At 71.8% G+C, this 18971-nt stretch carries 22 protein-coding genes; 13 read left to right on the top strand and 9 right to left on the bottom strand.

Annotated elements, in window-relative coordinates; all coding sequences use genetic code 11:
- The first annotated feature begins 91 nt into the window (after window positions 1–91).
- Window positions 92–952: an SDR family oxidoreductase gene (locus OHU74_RS21375; RefSeq protein WP_371617399.1), complete on the top strand. Its 861-nt coding sequence runs from the start codon at window positions 92–94 to the stop codon at window positions 950–952.
- Between the two features lie 120 nt (window positions 953–1072).
- Window positions 1073–2059, top strand: a complete 987-nt coding sequence (rarD, locus tag OHU74_RS21370; RefSeq protein WP_371617398.1) for an EamA family transporter RarD — start codon at window positions 1073–1075, stop codon at window positions 2057–2059.
- 45 nt (window positions 2060–2104) lie between these two features.
- On the opposite strand, the gene OHU74_RS21365 is transcribed toward rarD, so the two are convergent.
- Window positions 2105–2581 carry a DUF6193 family natural product biosynthesis protein gene (locus tag OHU74_RS21365; protein ID WP_371617397.1) on the bottom strand — a complete coding sequence of 159 codons (477 nt, stop codon included), beginning with the start codon at window positions 2579–2581 and terminating at the stop codon, window positions 2105–2107.
- Between the two features lie 192 nt (window positions 2582–2773).
- On the opposite strand from OHU74_RS21365, the gene OHU74_RS21360 reads away from it, so the two are divergent.
- Window positions 2774–4126, top strand: a complete 1353-nt coding sequence (locus OHU74_RS21360) for a M28 family metallopeptidase (RefSeq protein ID WP_371617396.1) — start codon at window positions 2774–2776, stop codon at window positions 4124–4126.
- Between the two features lie 65 nt (window positions 4127–4191).
- Window positions 4192–4593, top strand: a complete 402-nt coding sequence (locus tag OHU74_RS21355; protein ID WP_371617395.1) for a hypothetical protein — start codon at window positions 4192–4194, stop codon at window positions 4591–4593.
- Here OHU74_RS21355 and OHU74_RS21350 read toward each other — a convergent pair.
- From OHU74_RS21350 to OHU74_RS21335, 4 genes are all read right to left on the bottom strand, one after another.
- Window positions 4567–4983 (bottom strand): hypothetical protein, encoded by a 417-nt coding sequence (locus tag OHU74_RS21350; protein WP_330298028.1) that lies wholly within the window; start codon window positions 4981–4983, stop codon window positions 4567–4569. The genes OHU74_RS21355 and OHU74_RS21350 overlap by 27 nt on opposite strands.
- Complete coding sequence (locus OHU74_RS21345) at window positions 4980–5183, bottom strand: ribbon-helix-helix domain-containing protein (protein ID WP_239516343.1); 204 nt, start codon at window positions 5181–5183, stop codon at window positions 4980–4982. Before OHU74_RS21345 ends, OHU74_RS21350 begins: the two co-directional genes overlap by 4 nt.
- A 127-nt stretch (window positions 5184–5310) precedes the next feature.
- Entirely contained in the window at window positions 5311–6570 is a 1260-nt protein-coding gene (locus OHU74_RS21340) for an outer membrane lipoprotein carrier protein LolA (RefSeq protein WP_371617394.1), read from the bottom strand.
- 243 nt (window positions 6571–6813) lie between these two features.
- The gene (locus OHU74_RS21335) at window positions 6814–7824 is read right to left on the bottom strand and encodes a polyprenyl synthetase family protein (RefSeq protein WP_371617393.1); all 1011 of its coding nucleotides are present in this window, start codon (window positions 7822–7824) and stop codon (window positions 6814–6816) included.
- A gap of 201 nt (window positions 7825–8025) precedes the next feature.
- On the opposite strand from OHU74_RS21335, the gene OHU74_RS21330 reads away from it, so the two are divergent.
- Together OHU74_RS21330 and OHU74_RS21325 are read left to right on the top strand one after the other, a co-directional pair.
- A complete protein-coding gene (locus OHU74_RS21330; RefSeq protein ID WP_371617392.1) occupies window positions 8026–9543 on the top strand; it encodes a peptide MFS transporter in 1518 nt (505 codons plus the stop codon).
- Between the two features lie 102 nt (window positions 9544–9645).
- The gene (locus OHU74_RS21325; RefSeq protein ID WP_371617391.1) at window positions 9646–11652 is read left to right on the top strand and encodes a CocE/NonD family hydrolase; all 2007 of its coding nucleotides are present in this window, start codon (window positions 9646–9648) and stop codon (window positions 11650–11652) included.
- A gap of 46 nt (window positions 11653–11698) precedes the next feature.
- Here OHU74_RS21325 and OHU74_RS21320 read toward each other — a convergent pair whose 3' ends face one another.
- Both OHU74_RS21320 and OHU74_RS21315 read right to left on the bottom strand, forming a co-directional pair.
- Complete coding sequence (locus OHU74_RS21320) at window positions 11699–11893, bottom strand: DUF397 domain-containing protein (RefSeq protein ID WP_371617390.1); 195 nt, start codon at window positions 11891–11893, stop codon at window positions 11699–11701.
- Window positions 11890–12726, bottom strand: a complete 837-nt coding sequence (locus OHU74_RS21315) for a Scr1 family TA system antitoxin-like transcriptional regulator (RefSeq protein ID WP_371617389.1) — start codon at window positions 12724–12726, stop codon at window positions 11890–11892. The genes OHU74_RS21320 and OHU74_RS21315 overlap by 4 nt, the downstream gene beginning before the upstream one ends.
- Before the next feature lie 115 nt (window positions 12727–12841).
- Here OHU74_RS21315 and OHU74_RS21310 point away from each other — a divergent pair, with 115 nt between their 5' ends.
- Window positions 12842–13072 carry a hypothetical protein gene (locus OHU74_RS21310; protein ID WP_371617388.1) on the top strand — a complete coding sequence of 77 codons (231 nt, stop codon included), beginning with the start codon at window positions 12842–12844 and terminating at the stop codon, window positions 13070–13072.
- Complete coding sequence (locus OHU74_RS21305) at window positions 13069–13422, top strand: hypothetical protein (RefSeq protein WP_371617387.1); 354 nt, start codon at window positions 13069–13071, stop codon at window positions 13420–13422. Before OHU74_RS21310 ends, OHU74_RS21305 begins: the two co-directional genes overlap by 4 nt.
- On the opposite strand, the gene OHU74_RS21300 is transcribed toward OHU74_RS21305, so the two are convergent.
- Complete coding sequence (locus tag OHU74_RS21300) at window positions 13419–13922, bottom strand: MarR family winged helix-turn-helix transcriptional regulator (protein ID WP_371617386.1); 504 nt, start codon at window positions 13920–13922, stop codon at window positions 13419–13421. The two genes, OHU74_RS21305 and OHU74_RS21300, sit on opposite strands and share 4 nt — an antisense overlap.
- Before the next feature lie 87 nt (window positions 13923–14009).
- On the opposite strand from OHU74_RS21300, the gene OHU74_RS21295 reads away from it, so the two are divergent.
- Together OHU74_RS21295 and OHU74_RS21290 are read left to right on the top strand one after the other, a co-directional pair.
- Window positions 14010–14717, top strand: coding sequence for a DUF4386 domain-containing protein (locus OHU74_RS21295; protein WP_371617385.1), 708 nt, complete (start codon window positions 14010–14012; stop codon window positions 14715–14717).
- 1 nt (window position 14718) lies between these two features.
- Window positions 14719–15480: an SDR family NAD(P)-dependent oxidoreductase gene (locus OHU74_RS21290; RefSeq protein WP_371617384.1), complete on the top strand. Its 762-nt coding sequence runs from the start codon at window positions 14719–14721 to the stop codon at window positions 15478–15480.
- 127 nt (window positions 15481–15607) lie between these two features.
- Here OHU74_RS21290 and OHU74_RS21285 read toward each other — a convergent pair whose 3' ends face one another.
- Complete coding sequence (locus OHU74_RS21285; RefSeq protein WP_371617383.1) at window positions 15608–16414, bottom strand: Cof-type HAD-IIB family hydrolase; 807 nt, start codon at window positions 16412–16414, stop codon at window positions 15608–15610.
- 141 nt (window positions 16415–16555) lie between these two features.
- On the opposite strand from OHU74_RS21285, the gene fahA reads away from it, so the two are divergent.
- The 3 genes from fahA (at window position 16556) to OHU74_RS21270 (ending at window position 18967) form a co-directional block, all read left to right on the top strand.
- On the top strand, window positions 16556–17779 hold the full coding sequence (gene fahA, locus OHU74_RS21280) for a fumarylacetoacetase (RefSeq protein WP_371617382.1): 1224 nt from the start codon (window positions 16556–16558) through the stop codon (window positions 17777–17779).
- 150 nt (window positions 17780–17929) lie between these two features.
- Window positions 17930–18700 carry a GntR family transcriptional regulator gene (locus OHU74_RS21275; protein ID WP_371617381.1) on the top strand — a complete coding sequence of 257 codons (771 nt, stop codon included), beginning with the start codon at window positions 17930–17932 and terminating at the stop codon, window positions 18698–18700.
- A 39-nt stretch (window positions 18701–18739) separates the two neighbouring features.
- Window positions 18740–18967 carry a ferredoxin family protein gene (locus OHU74_RS21270; protein ID WP_365176191.1) on the top strand — a complete coding sequence of 76 codons (228 nt, stop codon included), beginning with the start codon at window positions 18740–18742 and terminating at the stop codon, window positions 18965–18967.
- The last annotated feature ends 4 nt before the right edge of the window (window positions 18968–18971 follow it).

Here is an 18971-nt window from a genome sequence, read left to right as displayed (position 1 = left end):
CCCATATCGAGGACTTTCTAAAAGTTAGCGCTTACCGTAGGGTGGTGTTTATGAGCGGCCGCGCCCCGAGGCCCCGAACAAGGAGATCCCCATGAGCATCGTCGTCACCGGAGCCACCGGAGCCCTTGGCCGCCTCGTCGTCGCGGACCTGCTGACCCGGGTGCCCGCCGACCGGGTCGCCGTCGTGGTCCGCGACGCCGCCAAGGCCGCCGACCTCGCCGAGCTCGGGGTCGAACTGCGCATCGCCGACTATGACGACGCCGCGAGCCTGGCCGGAGCCTTCAAGGCCGGCGACCGGGTCCTGCTGATCTCCGGCAACGAGATCGGCCGCCGGGTCGCGCAGCACACCGCCGTGATCAAGGCCGCGGGCGAGGCCGGGGTGGCGCAGCTCGCCTACACCGGGATCCTCGGCGGACCCGAGGCCGACTTCGAGCTGGCCGCCGAGCACCGGGTCACCGAGCAGGCGATCCTCGACTCCGGGCTCCCGTACACCTTCCTGCGCAACGGCTGGTACCACGAGAACTACACCCGCAGCCTGGCCTCCCACCTCGAGCAGGGCGCCCTGGTGGGCAGCGCGGGCGAGGGCCGCGTCGCCTCCGCCGCCCGCGCCGACTACGCGGCCGCCGCGGCCGTGGTGCTGACCGGCGAGGGCCACCTGAACCGGGCCTACGAGCTCTCCGGGGACTCGGCGTGGACCCTGGCGGAGTACGCCGCCGAGCTGTCGGCGCAGGCGGGGCGCGAGATCGCGTACACCGAGCTGCCGGCCGAGGACCACCAGAAGGTACTGATCGGCGCCGGGCTGCCCGAGGGCTTCGCCGCGGTCTTCGTCGATGTGGACGCGGCCATCCGGCGCGGCCGCCTGGGCTCCACCGGCGGCGACCTGGCCCGGCTCATCGGCCGGCCGACGACTCCGCTGGCCGAGGCGATCGCGGGGGCACTGGCCACCGCGTAACGGCGGGGGCGCCGGGGACGCCGCGGCGGGTGTCATGAGTATCTCGTTGAGACGGTAATGACTTCCCGCCGCTGCGGCGCTACCTTCATCAAGTTGGCTTGATGTGGCTCTGGAGGACCCGTGAAGGCAGAGAACGACCAGCGCACGGGTTTGCTCTACGGATTCGGCGCATACGGAATGTGGGGCATCGTGCCCCTGTTCTGGCCGCTGCTGCAGCCCGCCGGAGCCATCGAGATACTCGCCCACCGCATGGTGTGGTCCCTGGCCTTCGTCGGGCTGGCGCTGCTGGCCCTGCGGCGCTGGGGGTGGATCGCGGAGCTGGTGCGCCAGCCGCGCAAGCTCGCGCTCCTCGGGGTGGCCGCCGCCCTGGTCACCGTGAACTGGGGCGTCTACATCTGGTCCGTCAACAACGGCGCGGTCGTCGAGGCGAGCCTGGGCTACTTCATCAACCCCCTGGTCACCATCGCGCTCGGCGTACTGGTCCTCGGCGAGCGGCTGCGCCGCGCGCAGTGGGCGGCGGTCGCGATCGCCGTCACCGCCGTGCTGGTCCTCGCCGTCGGGTACGGACGGCCGCCGTGGATCTCGCTGATCCTGGCCTTCTCCTTCGCCCTGTACGGGCTGATCAAGAAGAAGCTCGGCATGGGCGGCCTGGAGTCGCTGACCGCCGAGACCGTGATCATGTTCCTGCCCGCTCTCGGCTACCTGCTGTGGCTGGGCGCACGGGGCGAGTCCACCTTCACCGCCCAGGGCCCGGGCCACGCCGTCCTGCTGGCCTCGGCCGGGCTGGTCACCGCGATCCCGCTGGTCTGCTTCGGCGCGGCCGCGATCCGGGTCCCGCTGTCCACCCTGGGGCTGCTCCAGTACATGGCCCCGGTCTTCCAGTTCGCACTGGGCGTCCTGTACTTCCACGAGGCCATGCCGCCCGCGCGCTGGGCCGGCTTCTCCCTGGTCTGGGTCGCCCTGTCGATCCTCACCTGGGACGCCCTGCGCACCGCGCACCGCAGCCGCGCGACGCGCCTCGAAGCCGTCCCGGGCCCGCTGGTGGCCCCGGCGGCCCAGGCGGCGCCTCCGGTCGCTCCCCCGGCCCCGGCGCGCGAGCCCGCGTAACCGCGCCCTCGCCCCTCGGCCCGCCGCTCCCCGGCCCGTCGCTCCTCAGCCCGTCGGCGGCGCGTCCCACGGCCGCCCCGTCGCGGCGAGCGGAGTGCCGGGCGCGAGGCGGGCCACCACCAGGGCCACGGCCTCCTCGGCGGTGTCGACCTCCTCGTCCACCGGCGGGTTCGCGCCGAGGACGCGGAACCGGCCGTCGCCCAGCGGCATGACGTACGGGGCCACCTTCGGGTAGATGCGCTCGGTCGTGCTGCTGAAGTGCAGGTTGTAGTGGCTGGTGTGCGGATAGAACTGCCGCAGCACCGGATCGGCCATGGCCGCCTCCATCAGCGCGATGGTGCCGCGCCGGCCCACTCCTGCCCCGTGCACGCTCCGGTACCACTCCCACGCCAGCCGCAGACTCAGCCACCGGGCCTCCACCTCGGCCGCGGGGCCGCGCCGGCGCGCCTCGGCCATGTCGGGCAGCTCCGGCTTCGGGGGCAGCGGCCGCCGGGGCGGCAGGGGCGCGTCGGGCTCACTCATCCCCCCAGTGTGCCGACCTCCTCGCGGAATACGACCGGATACGTTCGTTTTCCGAACAAGGCTGACCGGATTGTGTTCTTGACGAGCAGTCATACTCCCGATGAACATCAGCCTTGCACTGACGCACCACGCTCACCAGTTCTCCCCGCACGTTCCGCACACATCCCCAGTACGGAAGCCCGGAGCCCCCACATGAGCCCGTCCGTCCCCCGGCGCCTCGCCGCCGTGACCGCCGTCGCGGTCGCCGGCCTGTTCGCCGCCACCGCCCCCTCCGCCCTCGCCGCGCCCGGCACTGTGGCCGCACCCGCCGCGGTCACCGCACCCGCCGCGGTCGCCGTAGCGCCCACACCGCCCGACATCCCGGTCGCCAACGTCAAGGCGCACCTGGCACAGCTCCAGTCCATAGCCACCGCCAACGGCGGCAACCGCGCCCACGGCAAGGCCGGTTACAAGGCTTCGATCGACTACGTGAAGGCCAAGCTCGACGCGGCCGGCTTCACGACCACCCTGCAGACCTTCACCTCCAGCGGCGCCACCGGCTACAACCTGATCGCCGACTGGCCGGGCGGCGACCCCAACTCGGTCCTGATGTCCGGCTCGCACCTGGACTCGGTGAACGCCGGCCCCGGCATCAACGACAACGGGTCCGGCTCGGCCGCCATCCTGGAGACGGCGCTGGCCGTCTCCCGCGCCCAGCTCCAGCCGACGAAGCACCTGCGGTTCGGCTGGTGGGGCGCGGAGGAGCTGGGGATGATCGGCTCGAAGTACTACGTGAACAACCTGCCGGCGGCCGAGAAGTCGAAGATCTCCGGCTACCTCAACTTCGACATGATCGGCTCGCCGAACCCGGGCTACTTCGTCTACGACGACGACCCGACCATCGAGCAGACCTTCAAGAACTTCTACGCGGGCCTCAGCATCCCGACCGAGATCGAGACCGAGGGCGACGGCCGCTCCGACCACGCGCCGTTCAAGAGCGCGGGCATCCCGGTCGGCGGCCTCTTCTCCGGCGCCGACTACACCAAGACGGCCGCCCAGGCGCAGAAGTGGGGCGGCACCTCCGGCAGGGCCTTCGACGCCTGCTACCACGCCTCGTGCGACACCTCGGCGAACATCGACGACACCGCCCTGGACCGGAATTCGGACGCCATCGCCTACGCGGTCTGGAACCTCGGGGCGGCCACCCCGGTCCCGCCGGGCCCGTCCTTCGAGAACACGGCGGACGTCAGCGTCCCGGACTCCCCCGCAGCCGCGGTGACTTCGCCGATCACGGTCTCGGGGGTCACGGGCAACGCCCCGGCCACCCTCAAGGTGGACGTGAACATCGTCCACACCTACGTCGGTGACCTGGTGGTCGACCTGGTCGCCCCCGACGGCTCGGTCTACAACCTGCGCAACCGCAGCGGCGGCAGCGCGGACAACATCGTCCAGAGCTTCACGGTCAACGCGTCGAGCGAGGTGGCCAACGGGGTGTGGAAGCTCCAGGTCAAGGACCTGGCGGCACAGGACACCGGCTACATCAACAGCTGGAAGCTCACTTTCTGAGACTCCCGGCGATGGACTGCCGAATGGTCTAGTCCTCTGGGGCTCCGGCGTGATCTGATCGGATCATGCCGGAGCTCATCGCCGCCCTGTTCACCCTGATCGCGCAGGCCGCCGCCGCCGTCAACCCCGCACTCCTCGTGCGCGGACGACGGCGGCTGCGGCGTCTGTCGGACCACGCGCAGGGCCGGCCCGTCCACGTCCCCTGCGATCTGCGGGACCCCGCACTCACCTCCGGCCGGTGGTCCGAGGGCCACCTGGAGCTGCCGCCGGGCGGGCCGGGCGGGCCGGTCCGCTGGCGCGCGAAGGGGCGTACGGACACGGCGCGGGCAGCGCACTTCCCGCCCCTGGAACCCGCCTCCGCCGACGAGATCAGCGTCGCGTTCCGCTCCGGGGACGGGGCCACCGAGCTGCGGCTGCACCCGGACGAGGCGCCGATGGTGCTACGAGTCCTGCGCGAGGCCCCGTAGCGAGGCCGACAGCGGCTCCTGGATGCGGGCCCGCAGTTCCTCGGCGACGGCCGCGACATCGGCGCGCCCCAGCTTCGCGGCCTCCACCAGATCGCCGAGCTCCTCGGGCGAGGGCAGCTGCTTGGCCCCGGCCACGCGCAGGTACGAGCGGGTCGCGGCGGCGGCGTAGAACTCGTTCATCGGGGATTCCAGCGCCGGGCACACCGCGAGGGTGTGCAAAAACGCGGCGGCCCGCCACGCGGTGTCCGGGGCGGGCTGTTCGGGGACCAGGACGAGGTCGTTCTGGTGACGGGCGACGGCGGCGGCCACTCCGGAGGGATCCCACACGGCGGGATCGGACGGGAGGTGGTGGGCCAGAGCCGTCCAGGCCCATTCCATGGTGATCTTCAATGCCCGAACCGCTCCTGGAAGTAGCCCCAGTGGTCGGCGAACTCCTCGATCCCGGACAGGAAGTTCTTCCGGTCCTCGTCGAGCTCGCGTTCCGTGACTTCGGTGATCAGCGCGGTGACCGTCGTGCCCAGGGCCGCCGCGCGCGCCTTCAGGCGTTCGTGGAACTCTTCTTCCAGGCGGATGGTGACGTGTCTCGACATGCTTTTCACGGTACAGCGGGGCCGCTGTACACAGGGCCGGAACGGTCGAAGGGTGGGCAGGGACACAGTCCCCGCCCACCCTTCGGCACCCCCGTTGGCACCCCCGTCGGCACCCGTGGCGCTACGCCTACTTGTTGGCGTCGGCCGCCTTCACCAGCGCGTCCTTGGTGACCGCGCCGACGTAGACCTTGCCGTCGTCCGTGATCAGCGCGTTGACCACGCGGGTCTTGAAGATGCGGCCCTCGCCGAACTTCCCGGAGACCTTGTCCCCGAGGGCGTCGAGGAACTGCTTGGCCTCCTTCGGCGCATTCTTGTCCTTGGCCTTGTTCTCCAGCTCGGTCAGGCCCTTGGTCTGGCCGGTGTCGATCCGGGCGATCGAGGTCCAGCCCTCGCCGAGCACCTTCGTCTCGCCCTTGCCGCCCTCGGCTCCGCCGAGCAGGCCGTCGAGGCCGGGGACGGCGCCCAGGGCGCCCAGCCCCTTGTCCTTGCCGTCCTTGCCCTCGCCCTTGCCGGCCTCGCCCTTGGCGTGGTCACCGGCGCCGCCCTCGTTCACCTTGGCGCCCTTGGGCGGGGTGAAGGCGAAGGTGTTGGCGTCGGGCTTGGCGAAGTCCACCTTGGTGAAGCCGGCGTCCACGATCGGCTTGCCGCCGTCCGTCGAGAGCACCTGCACGCGCAGCGGCACGCCGTTCTTCGCGTCCACCGCGATCTTCACCGAGGAGATCGTGGAGCCGGAGGCCTTCGGCTTGAGGACCAGCTGGTAGGCGTCGCGCCCGGCCACCTGGGCCGTGTCGCCGACGCCGATGTCCGTGGTCGGGCCGGCGGCTTCGATGACCTCCTTGGCGACCTCCTGCGGGGACGCCGCGAGCCGGTCGCCGGTCTTGCGCTCGGAGCTCTTGCCGTCCTTGCCCGCCTCCGCCGGGGCCTTCTCGTGGAAGGCCTCGTTGGACTTGGAGTCGTATCCCCAGACGTCGGCGCCGTTGTGGACGAGCGTGTACTCGTCCTTGCCGTCGACGAAGGTGAGCTTCTGCCGGTCCGGTCCGTCGGCGGCCACCTGGAAGGTGTGGGTGCCGCTGGCGAGCTGCGCGACCTTGTCCTGCGGGTCGGCGGAGCCCCCCGTGACCCCCGAGCCGCCGCCGAGGCCGCTGAGCAGCCCGGACGTCAGGGACGGCAGTCCCAGGTCGGTGCTGATCTTGGCGTTGCCGGACAGCTGCTGGACGTCCGAGGCGGCGATCTTCTCGATGAGCTGCTGGGCAGTCACCTTCGGAAGGTCGGGACCACCGGAGTTCGCGAAGGCCGGAACCATCGCGATCGTGCCGGCGACCACTCCGAACACCGCGACCGGTACGGCGTACCGAGCGGCCTTGCGGGTCTTTGCGTTCGTTGCCATGTCTGTCTGCCCTACCTCTGTGTGTACGGCGGCGACCTACCCGTCTTTTCCACCCCGCGCCGCCACTCTCACCCGATCTGGTGGGGATGTGCCTCTATCTGACCAAAGTGTGGGGCGCAATGCGTCAGACCCGGGAGCCAACTGCGCGTACGCCCCAGGGATGACAAGACGAGGGCCCGGCATCCCCTACCCGTAGGGGATGCCGGGCCCTCGCCCCTGTCCTTGGTCGTACCGGGTCCCAGCTCAGCCCGCGCGGTGCACCACGGCGTCGCACAGCTCCACCAGGGCCGACTTCGCGAAGCACTCCGGCAGCGGGGCCAGCATGGCCCGCGCCTCCTCCGCGTACTGGACGGTGTCCCTGCGGGCCTGCTCCAGGGCCGGGTGGACCCGTAGCCTCGACAGGGCCTCGGCGTGCCGGGCGTCGTCCGTCAGATCGCCGTCCAGGAGCCTTACGAGGTCCAGGTCGTCGGGGTTGCCGTCGCGGGCGGCCATCTCGCGCAGCCGCAGCACGGGCAGCGTCGGGATGCCCTCGCGCAGGTCGGTGCCCGGGGTCTTGCCGGACTCGTGCGAGTCGGAGGCGATGTCGAGGACGTCGTCGGCCAGCTGGAAGGCGAGGCCGAGCCGCTCCCCGTACTGGGTGAGGATGTCGACGACCATCTCGTCGGCGCCGGACATCAGCGCGCCGAAGCGGCAGGAGACGGCGACCAGCGAGCTGGTCTTGCCGGCCATGACGTCCAGGTAGTGGTCGACGGGGTCGCGGCCGTCGCGCGGACCGGCCGTCTCCAGGATCTGGCCCGTCACCAGCCGCTCGAAGGCCTCGGCCTGGATCCGGACGGCCTCGGGCCCGAGGTCCGCCAGGATGTGCGAGGCGCGGGCGAAGAGGAAATCACCCGTCAGGACGGCGACCGAGTTACCCCATCGGGCGTTGGCGCTGTCCACGCCGCGGCGCACGTCCGCCTCGTCCATGACGTCGTCGTGGTAGAGCGTCGCGAGGTGGGTGAGCTCCACGACGACGGCGGAGGGCACGATTCCGGGCGAGTAGGGATCGCCGAATCGGGAGGCGAGCATCACCAGGAGCGGCCTGAACCGCTTGCCTCCGGCGCGCACGAGGTGCTGTGCGGCCTCGGTGATGAAGGGGACTTCGCTCTTGGTGGCTTCCAGCAGACCCGCCTCGACGGCGGCCAGTCCGGCCTGGACATCGGTCTCAAGAGCCTGGTCCCGCACGCTCAGTCCGAACGGCCCGACGACGGTCACGAGGGGTACTCCTGTCTGCTGACGATCACCTTGACGATCACATGGATTGTCGATGTGTCGCTGCCATCACTCAAGCCAGCGTATCCGGTCTGTTTTCGATCACCCAGGGCGCCTTCCCGGCCACGGCCCGCGCACCGCCCGCGCATCGCCCGATGCACCCCGGTATGTTCTGGAGAAGCCGAAACAACCGGAGAATGTGTTTTGTCCAGAACTGCGACCGAAATAGACGAGCTTCCGGATCCGGAGGCCGACCAGCCGCCGCCCGGAGACGACCACGCCTTCCTCGGCCACCCCCGGGGACTCGCCACGCTCTCCGGACTGGAGGTCTGGGAGCGCTTCTCGTTCCTGGGCATGCAGGCCATCCTCGTCCTCTACTTCGCGGACACGGTGGCCAACGGCGGCCTGGGGATGAACCCCGGCACCGCGGCCTCCGTCTCGGCGGCCTACGGGACCATGGTCTACCTCGTCTCCGTCGCCGGCGGATGGCTCGCCGACCGGATCCTCGGTTCCTACCGCGCCGTGCTCTGGGGCGGCATCCTGATCGCCTGCGGCCACTACGCCATGGCCGTGCCGACCGCCGCCATGACCTGGGTGGGCCTCGGCCTGATCAGCGCCGGCACCGGCCTGCTCAAGCCGAACGTGGCCAGTATGGTCGGCAAGCTCTACACGACGGACGACCAGCGGCGCGACGCCGGCTTCGCGCTCTACTACATGGGCATCAACATCGGCGCCTTCGCGGGCCCGCTGATCACCGCCTGGCTCGGTGACCACAAGGGCTGGCACTGGGGCTTCTCCGCCGCCGCCATCGGTATGACCGCGGGCCTGATCCAGTACGTAGCCGGGCGCCGCCACCTCGCCGGGCGCAAGCACTCCGCCGAGTTCGCGCTGGCCCCCGACGCGATGCGCTCCGCCGTCTGGAAGATCGTCGGCGGGATCCTGCTCTTCGCCGTACTCGCCACCCTTTTGGCGGTACTCGGCTGGTTGACGATGGGCCGTTTCGTCGACCTGCTCACCCTGATCTCGGTGATCGCGCCGATCGTCTACTTCGCGGTCATGTTCCGCAGCGACCGGGTGACGTCCGAGGAGCGGGGGCGCCTGCGCCCGTACGTGGTGCTCTTCCTGGCCTCGGTCGCCTTCAACTTCATCCTCTTCCAGGCGTACTCGACGATGATGCTGCTCGCGTCGACGAACGCCCGCACCGAGATCCTCGGCTTCACCTTCCCGGCGGGCTGGTACGCCTCCGCGCTCGGCGCGTTCGAGGTGCTCCTCGCCCCCGTGGTGGCCGCGCTGTGGGTCAAGATGGGCCCCCGCCAGCCGCATTCCTCCAACAAGATCGCCATCGGCGTGATCCTGGGCGGCCTCTCCTTCCTCCTGATGGTCATCCCGACCTCGGGGCACGGCGGCGACGCGTACAAGATGGCCGCCTGGTGGATCATCGGCTCCTACCTGCTGCTCGGCCTCGGCGACATCCTGCTGGAGACCTCGGGCATGTCGGCCACCACGAAGCTCGCCCCGAAGGCGTTCGGCAGCCAGACGATGGCGCTGTGGTTCCTCTCGCTGGCCCTGGCCAACGGCATCCAGGCACAGGTGGTCAAGGTCTACGGGGAGGTCTCCAACCCCGTCTACTTCGGCGTCAACGGCGCCATCGCCGTGGCGGTGGGCCTGGCCGTGATCGCGGCCGCGCCGTGGCTCAAGCGCACGATGCATCCGGTCCACTGAGGCCCCGTCCACTGAGGCCCGTCCACCGAAGCCCCGTCCACCGAATACCCCGTGAGCACCCTGTCCACTGACCGTCCCGAGGCGATTGGCGAGACATCCCCGATGATCATCCGAACCGATTTCCCCTACGGGACCACCCACGAGGACGTCCGGATCCCCATGCGGGACGGCACCGAGCTGTACGCCCGCATCTGGCGCCCGGTGACCGACGAACCCGTCCCGGCCCTGCTGGAGTACCTCCCGTACCGGCTCACCGACTGGACGGCGCCGCGCGACTGGCAGCGCCACCCCTGGTATGCGGGCCACGGCTACGCCTCCGTACGGGTCGACGTGCGCGGCCACGGATGCAGCGGCGGCGACCCGGGCGACGAGTACGACGCCCGGGAGCTCGCCGACGGGGTCACGGTGGTGGAGTGGCTGGCCGCCCAGCCCTGGTGCACGGGGTCGGTGGGCATGTTCGGGATCTCCTGGGGCGGCTTCAACAGCCTCCAGATCGCGGCGCTGGCCCCCGAGGCGCTCAAGGCGGTGGTCACCGTCTGCTCCACGGACGACCGCTTCGACAACGACGTGCACTACATGGGCGGCTCGCTGCTCGCCGTGGACATGCACGCCTGGGCGGCGACCATGCTCGCCTTCACGGCCCGCCCGCCGGACCCGCTCTACGCGGGCGAGGGCTGGCGCAACCAGTGGCTCCAGCGCCTCGGCGCGGTCGAACCTCTCATCCACACCTGGCTCTCCCACCAGACCCGCGACGCGTACTGGAAGCACGGCAGCGTCTGCGAGGACTACGGGGCGATCAGCGCGGCCGTCCTCGCCGTCGGCGGCTGGCACGACCCCTACCGCGACACCGTGCTGCGGCTGGTCTCCGCCCTCCCCGCCGACCGGGTGCGCGGACTGATCGGCCCCTGGTCGCACCAGTACCCCGACCGGGGGCTGCCGCCGGGGCCCGCCATCGGCTTCCTCCAGGAAACCCTGCGCTGGTGGGACCACTGGCTCAAGGACAAGGACACGGGTGTGATGTCCGAGCCCCTGCTCCGCTCCTGGATCTCCGAGTCGCACCCGCCCGCCACCACCTACGAGACCCTGCCCGGCCGGTGGGTCGGCGACCCGTCCTGGCCCTCGCCGAACGTGGACCCGGTGACGTACGCCTTCCAGGGCGCGCCGGTGATCGTGGCCTCCCCGCAGCACACGGGCCTGGACGCGGGCCGCTTCTTCCCCTTCGGCAACGACGCCGACCTGCCGCCGGACCAGCGGGAGGAGGACGCGAAGTCGGCCTGCTTCGAGTTCCCGGTGGGCACCGACTCCGGCCCGGTGGAGATCCTGGGCCGCCCGGTGGTCCGACTGCGCCTGCGGATGGACGTGCCGTACGGGCAGGTCGTCGCCCGCCTGTGCGACGTGGCTCCGGACGGCTCCTCGACCCTGGTCACGCGTGGCGTGCTCAACCTCTCCGCACGCCAGGGCCGGGACAAGGCGGCGCCGTGGCCCGTGGGCTCGTACGAGGACGTCCACTTCGAACTGAACGGCATCGGCCACTCCTTCCCGCCCGGACACCGCATCCGCCTGGCCCTGTCCTCCGCCTACTGGCCTTGGATCTGGCCGCGGGCCGGCTCCGAACAGGGCTGGACCCTGGACCCGGCGGGCAGCGCGGTCGAACTGCCGGTCCGCGACCCGTCCCACGACACCGAGCAGATCCTCTTCGAGGCCCCGGAACAGTCGGAGCCGCTGGGGGTCTCCTACCCGTCGACCCTGGACGCGCCGAGGCCGGAACGGCTGGTCGTACGGGACGTCGCGCGCGGGGTGTGGCGCCTGGAGGTGGACCCGAAGTACGGGGGCACACGGGTGTACCCGGACGGGCTGGAGTTCAGCGAGGACGCGCGGGAGGTCTACGAGATCCAGGACGACGATCCGCTGTCGGCCCGCACCCACTCGAACTGGACCGTCCGGCTGCACCGCCCGGAGCTGGGCTGGGACGTCTCGGTGATCACGCGCTCGGAGATCTCCTGCGACGAGGGTGGCTTCACCACCACGAACGAGGTCGTCTGCCGGGAGGGCGACGAGATCCTCTTCCACCGCACGTGGGAGCGGAGGCTCCCACGGGTGGCGGTGTAGCCCGTCCCCGTGGCCCCGGGCACCTGCCCGGGGCCCTGCGGGGCCGTCAGACGGCCTTGACGCCGCCGAGGAATGCCGCGAAGGCGGCGGCGGAAACGTCCAGCACCGGGCCGTCGGCCCACTTGGAGTCCCGGACGGGCACGACACCGCGCGAGGCGACGAGGTTGGTGGCGACCTCGACGCACTGACCGCCGTTGTCGCTGTAGGAAGAGGTGAACCAGCGGGGGGATTCGGTCGTCACGAGGTGCCCTTTCGTAGCTGATCGATCATGGCCACAGATGCCGCCTGGGTGCATGCCTCGGCCTGAAGCTGATGGTAGGCCGTCAGCATGGGCACCACCGAGTTGTTCTCCCGCTCCAGATGGCCCCGTTGGGCGGATTCCGCATAGGACATGATCGAGCGATCTGGCAGGGTCAGCACGGTGACGGGCAGGTTGAACGGCCTTCGCTCCCCCATGTCGAACGGTGCGATCTGGAGCACGGTGTTCGGCAGCTCGGCGAATTCGAGCAGTCTCGTGAACTGGTCCCGCATGACGTCGGGACCGCCGAGGGGTCGCCGGATACAGCTCTCATCCAGCACCGCGAGGATCATCGGCGGCGGTGTGCGGAGCAGCACGGCCTGCCGGTCCGCGACGATCGCGATGCGCTCAGCCGCCTGATCCGGGGTACTCGCTCCCCGCTTGACCCCGCTCTCGGCGAGGACCGTCGCGTACTCCGGCGTCTGGAGCAGACCCGGTATGACGCCCACCTCGTAGAGCCGGATCTCCACCGCGCGGCTCTCGTAGCCGAGGAACTCGGGGAATCCCTCCAGCAGGACCCCGTGCCGGATCTCGCGCCACTGCCGTTCGAACGTGTCCTCGGTTCCCGCCGTGCCGAACACCCCGTCCGCACTGCGCGCAAAACGCAGAGTCGAAATCTTGCGCCCGGTTTCCACCGCCGAGATGTGCGTACTGGAGAAGCCCATCCGTTCCCCGAGGCCCTCCTGCGTCCAGCCGCGCTCCTCCCGTGAGCTGCGCAGACGCGCCCCGAACGCCGCTTCGGGACCCTCCTCGGGGTTCAACTCCTTGCGATTCACAGGCTCGTGACCAACTTTCCGTTCCGTACTGGCAAGTTGAACTGTCCCCACGGCCGCGCCACGCTGAACCCACTGAGTAGTGCATCCATTACGGAGAGGCACGGCCATGTGTGGAATGCCCATTCCCCCTCCCCCCGCCCCCGGAACCCTCCTGGTGGACACCAGTCGGGACGACCTGATCGGGGAGTTCCGGGGGCTCGCCGGCCCGTACTGGGCCCTGCGCCCCGTCCGCGGTGGGCCCGAGTGGGAGGCGGAGCCTCGCGACGTGCGGCCCGCCGACCCCATGGAGCGGCTCCGCGCGGAGACCGCCCGGGCCAACGCCCGGAGCGTGGAGGGGCTGTTGTGAGCGGCGGCGGCCGGGTGTGCGGAGCCGCCGGCGCGCTGTCCGCCGTACACCTGGACGCGCTGGCCCGGCTGGCCCCCGCGCACCCCGGCGCCCTGCGGGAGGCGATCGGGGCGGGACCGGAGCTGCGGTGCGCGCTGGAGCCGCACCCGGGACCGCACTGGGACGTGCTCCACGAGGGCCCGCCGGGGGCGGCGCTGTGGGCCCGCTGGGGCGGGGCGGCCCCGGACGCGGTGGTCCCCGTACGGGACTGCACGGCCAAGCATGCGGGCGAGGGCTGTGGGCACTACGCGTCCCACCCCGGAGGGCACACCTGGGCGCCGACCGACCCGGCCCGCCCCCTGACGGCCTAGGCCGGCGGCGCCGTCCGCGTCGAGCGGTAGCCCGGGTGGACGCCCGGAGTCAGGCCCTGAGCGGCCGCCAGCCGGCGCAGCAGGGACGTCAGCTGCTCGTGTTCCTCCGCCGACAGGGGCTCGCAGAGCTGCTGTTCGTGCGCCGTCGCCACCTCGCGCAGATCGGCCAGCAGGGCGGTTCCGGCGTCGCCGAGGAACAGCGCGTACAGCCGCCGGTCCTCCGGGTTGCGGCGGCGTTCGATCAGTCCGCGCGCCTCCAGATCGTCGGCGAAGGCCACGAAGCGGCTCGGGGGCATGCCGAGTACGTCGGCCAGCTCGCGCTGGCTGCGGCCGGGGGTACGGGCCAGCAGGCGCAACAGCCCCGCCTGGGCGGGGGTCAGGCCGAGCACGGAGACCCGCTCGGCGAAGCGGCCGGCCGCGTGCGCGCCGAGCTGGGCCAGCAGGAAGGCCGCGCCGCCGTGCCGGCGCGGGTCGCCGCCAACCTCATCCGTCGTTCCCATGGGGAAACCGTAACAGCTTGACAATCGTTTCAGCTTGTAATCATTCTGGAAAGGAACGGACTGGACGGACGAGGAGACGAGAACGCCATGACCGCCGCACCTGCCCCCGTGGAACCGGCCGACCGGACGGGCCGAGGGCCCCAGGCCGGGCCGCCCCTGCTGGCCCCCGTACTGGCCCTGACCGGCCTGACCATCGCCTACGTGGTCCTGAACCGGGCCACCCCGCACCCCGACGCCACCGGCCTGGAGGTCCTGCGCTACGCCGCCGGGCACCGCACCACCGCCGAGCTCGGCGCCCTCCTGCTGCTCGGCGCGGCCGTCCCGATGGCCCTGATCGCGGCCGTCCTCTACCGGCGACTGCGCGCGCTGGGCATCACCGCACCCGGATCCGCGATCACCCTGGCCGGCGGGGTGCTGGCCGCCGCGGCGCTGATGCTGAGCGCCATGTCCGGCTGGGCGGGGGCCCGGCTCACGGACGGCGCCGGACCCGACCTCGCGCGGGCCCTGGCCGACCTGGCGTTCTTCGCCGGCGGACCCGCGTACTCGGCGATGTTCGCCCTGCTGCTCGCCGGGGTCGCCGTCCCCGGACTCCTCGCGGGGCTGCTGCCGAGGCCGCTGGCCTGGGCCGGGCTGGTCCTGGCCGCCGTGGGGATGCTGGCCCTGCTCGGGCTGGTGGTGGACGGGTTCCAGTACCTGCTGCCCGTGCTGCGCTTCGGCGGGCTCGCCTGGCTGGTGTGGGCCGCGGTGAAGCTCCCGCGGACCCGGCACGGCCTCGGCCGGGCGGGGGCGCGCTGAGATGGCGAACTACCCCGAACTGGACGGCCTTACGGTCGTCGTCACCGGCGGCAGCCGCGGCATCGGAGCCGCCACCGCCCACGCCTTCGCCGCCGAGGGCGCCCGGGTCTGCGTCGTCGGCCGCGACACGGAGGCCCTGGCCGGCGTGGTGGACGCGATCGGCGCCGAGGGCGGAACGGCGATGTCCGTGACCGCCGACGCCACGGACGCGGCGGCACTGGCCCGGGTCCGGGAGGAGACCGAGCGGCAGCTCGGCCCGGTGGACGTACTGGCCGCCTTCGCGGGCGGCCAGGGCCGGCCGGTCCCCACCCCCGAACTCACCGAGGAGCGCTGGCGCGAGGTCCTGGACTCGGACCTCACCTCCGCCTTCCTGACCGTACGGACCTTCCTGCCCGGCATGCTGGAGCGCGGCCGGGGCTGCGTGATCACCATGTCCTCCGCGGCGGGCCGCCGACCCAGCCAGGCGAACCTCGCCTACGGGGTGGCCAACGCCGGGCTGGTGATGCTGACCCAGCACCTGGCGACCGAGCTCGGCCCGCGCGGGATCCGCGTCAACTGCCTGGCGCCCTCGGTGATCCTGACCGAGCGGACCGCGGTCGCGATGCCGGTGGAGATCCGGGAGCAGCTCGCGCAGGCCCACCCGCTGCGCAGGCTCGGCCTCCCCGGGGACGTGGCCGCCTGCGCGCTCTTCCTCGCCTCGGACGGGGCGTCCTGGCTCAGCGGGGTCACCCTGGACGTCGCGGGCGGCCGGATCACGGGGTGACCCGTGAGAACGCGCAGCGCCCCTTCCCGGCCCGCCCCGAAAGGGCGGCCGGGAAGGGCGGCCGGGAAGGGCGGCCGGGAAGGGCGGCCGGGAAGAAACGTCTCCCGAAAGGCCTTCTGGACGCTCTTCAGCCGAAGAGCCGCTCCAGCACCACCGCGATGCCGTCCGCCTCGTTCGAGAGGGTGACCTCGTCCGCGACGGCCAGGAGTTCCCGGTGGGCGCCCGCCATCGCCACCCCGTGCGCGGCCCACGCGAACATCGGGATGTCGTTCGGCATGTCGCCGAAGGCGATCGTCGCGGACCCGGAGACGTCCAGCCGCTCCGCGGCCACCGCCAGTCCGCTCGCCTTGTCGATGCCCGGCGGCTGGAGCTCCACGGTGTGTTCCCCGGCCATGGTGACGTTGACCAGGTCCCCGACCACGGAACGGGCCACCTCGGTCAGTTCGTCGTCGGAGAGGCGGGGGTGCTGGAGCAGCACCTTGTTGATCGGCGAGGTCCACAGGTCGCTGCGCCGGGCCACCCGGACCGTCGGCAGGTGCGGGTGCCACATCCGGTAGCCCGGCCCTATCAGCATCTCCGCGTCGAGGCCCTCCTGGTTGACCGCCGCGTAGACCTCCCCGACCTCCGCTTCGAGTTTCTCGAGTGCGACCTCGGCCAGTTCCTGGTCCAGGGCCACGGAGTGCAGGAGCCGGCCGGCCGCCGCGTCGTAGACCTGTGCGCCCTGTCCGCACACCGCGAGCCCCGTGTAGCCGAGGCCGTCCAGGACGTGGCGGACCTGCGGTACGGGGCGGCCCGTCACGATGATGTGCCGGGCGCCGGCCGCGCGGGCGGTGGCGAGCGCGGCGCTGGAGCGGGCCGACACGGTGTCTCCGGCGCGCAGCAGAGTCCCGTCCAGGTCGGTGGCCACGAGTGCATAGGGGAGGGCGGAAGTCACGCCCCCAAGGATACGGACCCCTTCGGACAAGTCCTACAAATTGCGCCGGAATCCGGCCTCCCGCACGCCCCACCAGCCCCTTAACCTGTCAAGCAGCCCCCGGGACACCCCCGGACCGCGTCGAAAGCGAGGCAGAACCCCATGCCCCAGCAGAGCCCCCTCGATGTTCCCGAGGGCGACCCGTTCGGGCCGCACAACCTCCCCTACGGCGTGTTCACCACCGCCGGTGAGGCGCGGCGCCGGATCGGGGTCCGCATCGGCGGGCACGTGCTCGACGCCGGGGCGGCCGCGGCCGCGCTCGGGTCCCCGTACGCCGGGCTGCTCGGGCAGCCCTCGCTCAACCCGCTGCTCGCGGCCGGCCGCACCGCCTGGCGCGACGTGCGCCGCGCGCTGACCGCCTGGGTCACCGACCCCGGCCACCGGCCCTCCGTGGAGCCGCACCTGCTGCCGCTCGACGAGGTCACCCTGCACCTGCCGTACGAGGTCGCCGACTACGTCGACTTCTACGCGAGCGAGCACCACGCGACCAACGTCGGCAAGATCTTCCGCCCGGACGGGGACGCGCTGACCCCCAACTGGAAGCACCTGCCCATCGGCTACCACGGCCGCTCGGGAACGATCGTCGTCTCCGGCACGGACGTCGTACGCCCCTCCGGCCAGCGCAAGGCGCCCGCCGACCCGGCGCCCGTCTTCGGGCCCTCCGTGAAGCTCGACATCGAGGCCGAGGTCGGCTTCGTCGTCGGCACGCCCTCCGAGATGGGCCGCCCGGTGGCCCTCGCCGACTTCGAGGACCACGTCTTCGGCCTCTTCCTGCTCAACGACTGGTCCGCGCGCGACATCCAGGCCTGGGAGTACGTGCCGCTCGGCCCCTTCCTCGGCAAGTCCTTCGCCACCTCCGTCTCCGCCTGGGTCACCCCGCTGGAGGCCCTGGACGCGGCCCGGGTCACCCCGCCCGCCCGCGACTTCCCGCTCCTGCCCTACCTCGAGGACTCCGGCGCCGAGCGCCCCGGCGGCTTCGACCTGCGCATCACCGTCTCCATCAACGGGCAGGAGGTGGCCCGCCCGCCGTTCGCGTCGATGTACTGGACCGCCGCCCAGCAGCTGGCGCACATGACCGTCAACGGCGCCTCCCTGCGCACCGGCGACGTGTACGGATCGGGCACCGTCAGCGGCCCGGACATCGACCAGCGCGGCTCGCTGCTGGAGCTCACCTGGAACGGCCGCGACGCCATCGAACTGGCCGACGGCAAGCGCACGTTCCTGGAGGACGGGGACACCGTCACCCTCACCGCCTGGGCCCCGGGCGCCGACGGCACCCGCGTCGGCCTCGGCGAGGTCACCGGCCGCATCGTGGGCACCCGCTAGTCCACAGGCTGGGACAAGCATCTGCGGCGGGGTGGCGGATCTTTCCGCCACCCCGCCGTTTTCGCAGGTCACAGCGGTACGCGACCACCCGCGAGTGGCGCAACACTGCGGCAACACCACCGGCCCGGCCCCCTCGGTATGTTCCGTGCCATGCCAGCCGAACGCACCCGCGAACACACCGTCCCGGTCGCCGCCGCGCGCCGCCGACGGCTGCGCGCGGACCAGGCGCGACAGCTCGCCGACCTGCTGCGCCACCAGATCCTGGCGGGCAGCTACCCCACCGGCGTCCTCCCCCTGGAGGACGTCCTCGCCGCCGACTACGGCGCCGGCCGCAACACCGTCCGCCAGGCCCTCGACCTGCTGCGCGGCGAACAGCTCGTCGAACGCCGCCCGGGCGTCGGCACCGTGATCGTCTGCGCCAAGTACCCGCACGGCCTCGACCGGCTCCAGGGCCTGGCCGAAACCCTCCACGAACACGGCCGGGTCACCAACGAGGTCCGCACCGTGGGACCCGTCCGCGCCCCCGCGCCCGTGGCCGGCCGACTGCGGCTCCCCGAACACTCCGACGTGCTCTACATCGAGCGGCTGCGCCGCCTCAACGGGCTGCCGCTCTCGCTCGACCTCACGTACGTCCCCCTGGACATCGGCGCGGACCTGATCGGCTGCGACCTGGAGAACACCGACGTCTTCCGGCTGCTGGAGACCCTGACCGGACAGCCGCTCGGCCACGCCGAGATCACCCTGGAGGCGGTCAACGCCGACGCGCACTCCGCCGCCGTCCTGCAGGCCCCGCGCGGGGCGGCCGTCCTGATGCTGGAGCGCCTCACCCACCTTCGCGACGGCAGGCCCGTGGACCTGGAGTTCATCCGCTTCCGCGGCGACCGGATCACCATGAGCGGCCTGCTGCACCGCACCACGTAAGCCTCCCTTCCTCCTCCCCGCCCCTTCCCGGAGACAGCCATGCCCTTGGTGCCCCAGCGCGGCGACGTGCCCGTGACCATCGACGAGTCCCTGTGCATCGACGGCTGCACCCTGTGCGTCGACATGTGCCCGCTCGACTCGCTCGCGATCCGCGAGGAGGACGGCAAGGCCTACATGCACGTGGACGAGTGCTGGTACTGCGGCCCGTGCGCCGCCCGCTGTCCCACCGGCGCGGTCACCGTCAACATGCCCTACCTCCTCCGGTGAAAGG

Origin of the sequence: Streptomyces sp. NBC_00454 (assembly GCF_041434015.1) — a bacterium.
In the GTDB taxonomy this organism is placed as follows: Bacteria; Actinomycetota; Actinomycetes; order Streptomycetales; family Streptomycetaceae; genus Streptomyces.
This window is presented reverse-complemented; position numbering and strand designations above follow the sequence as displayed.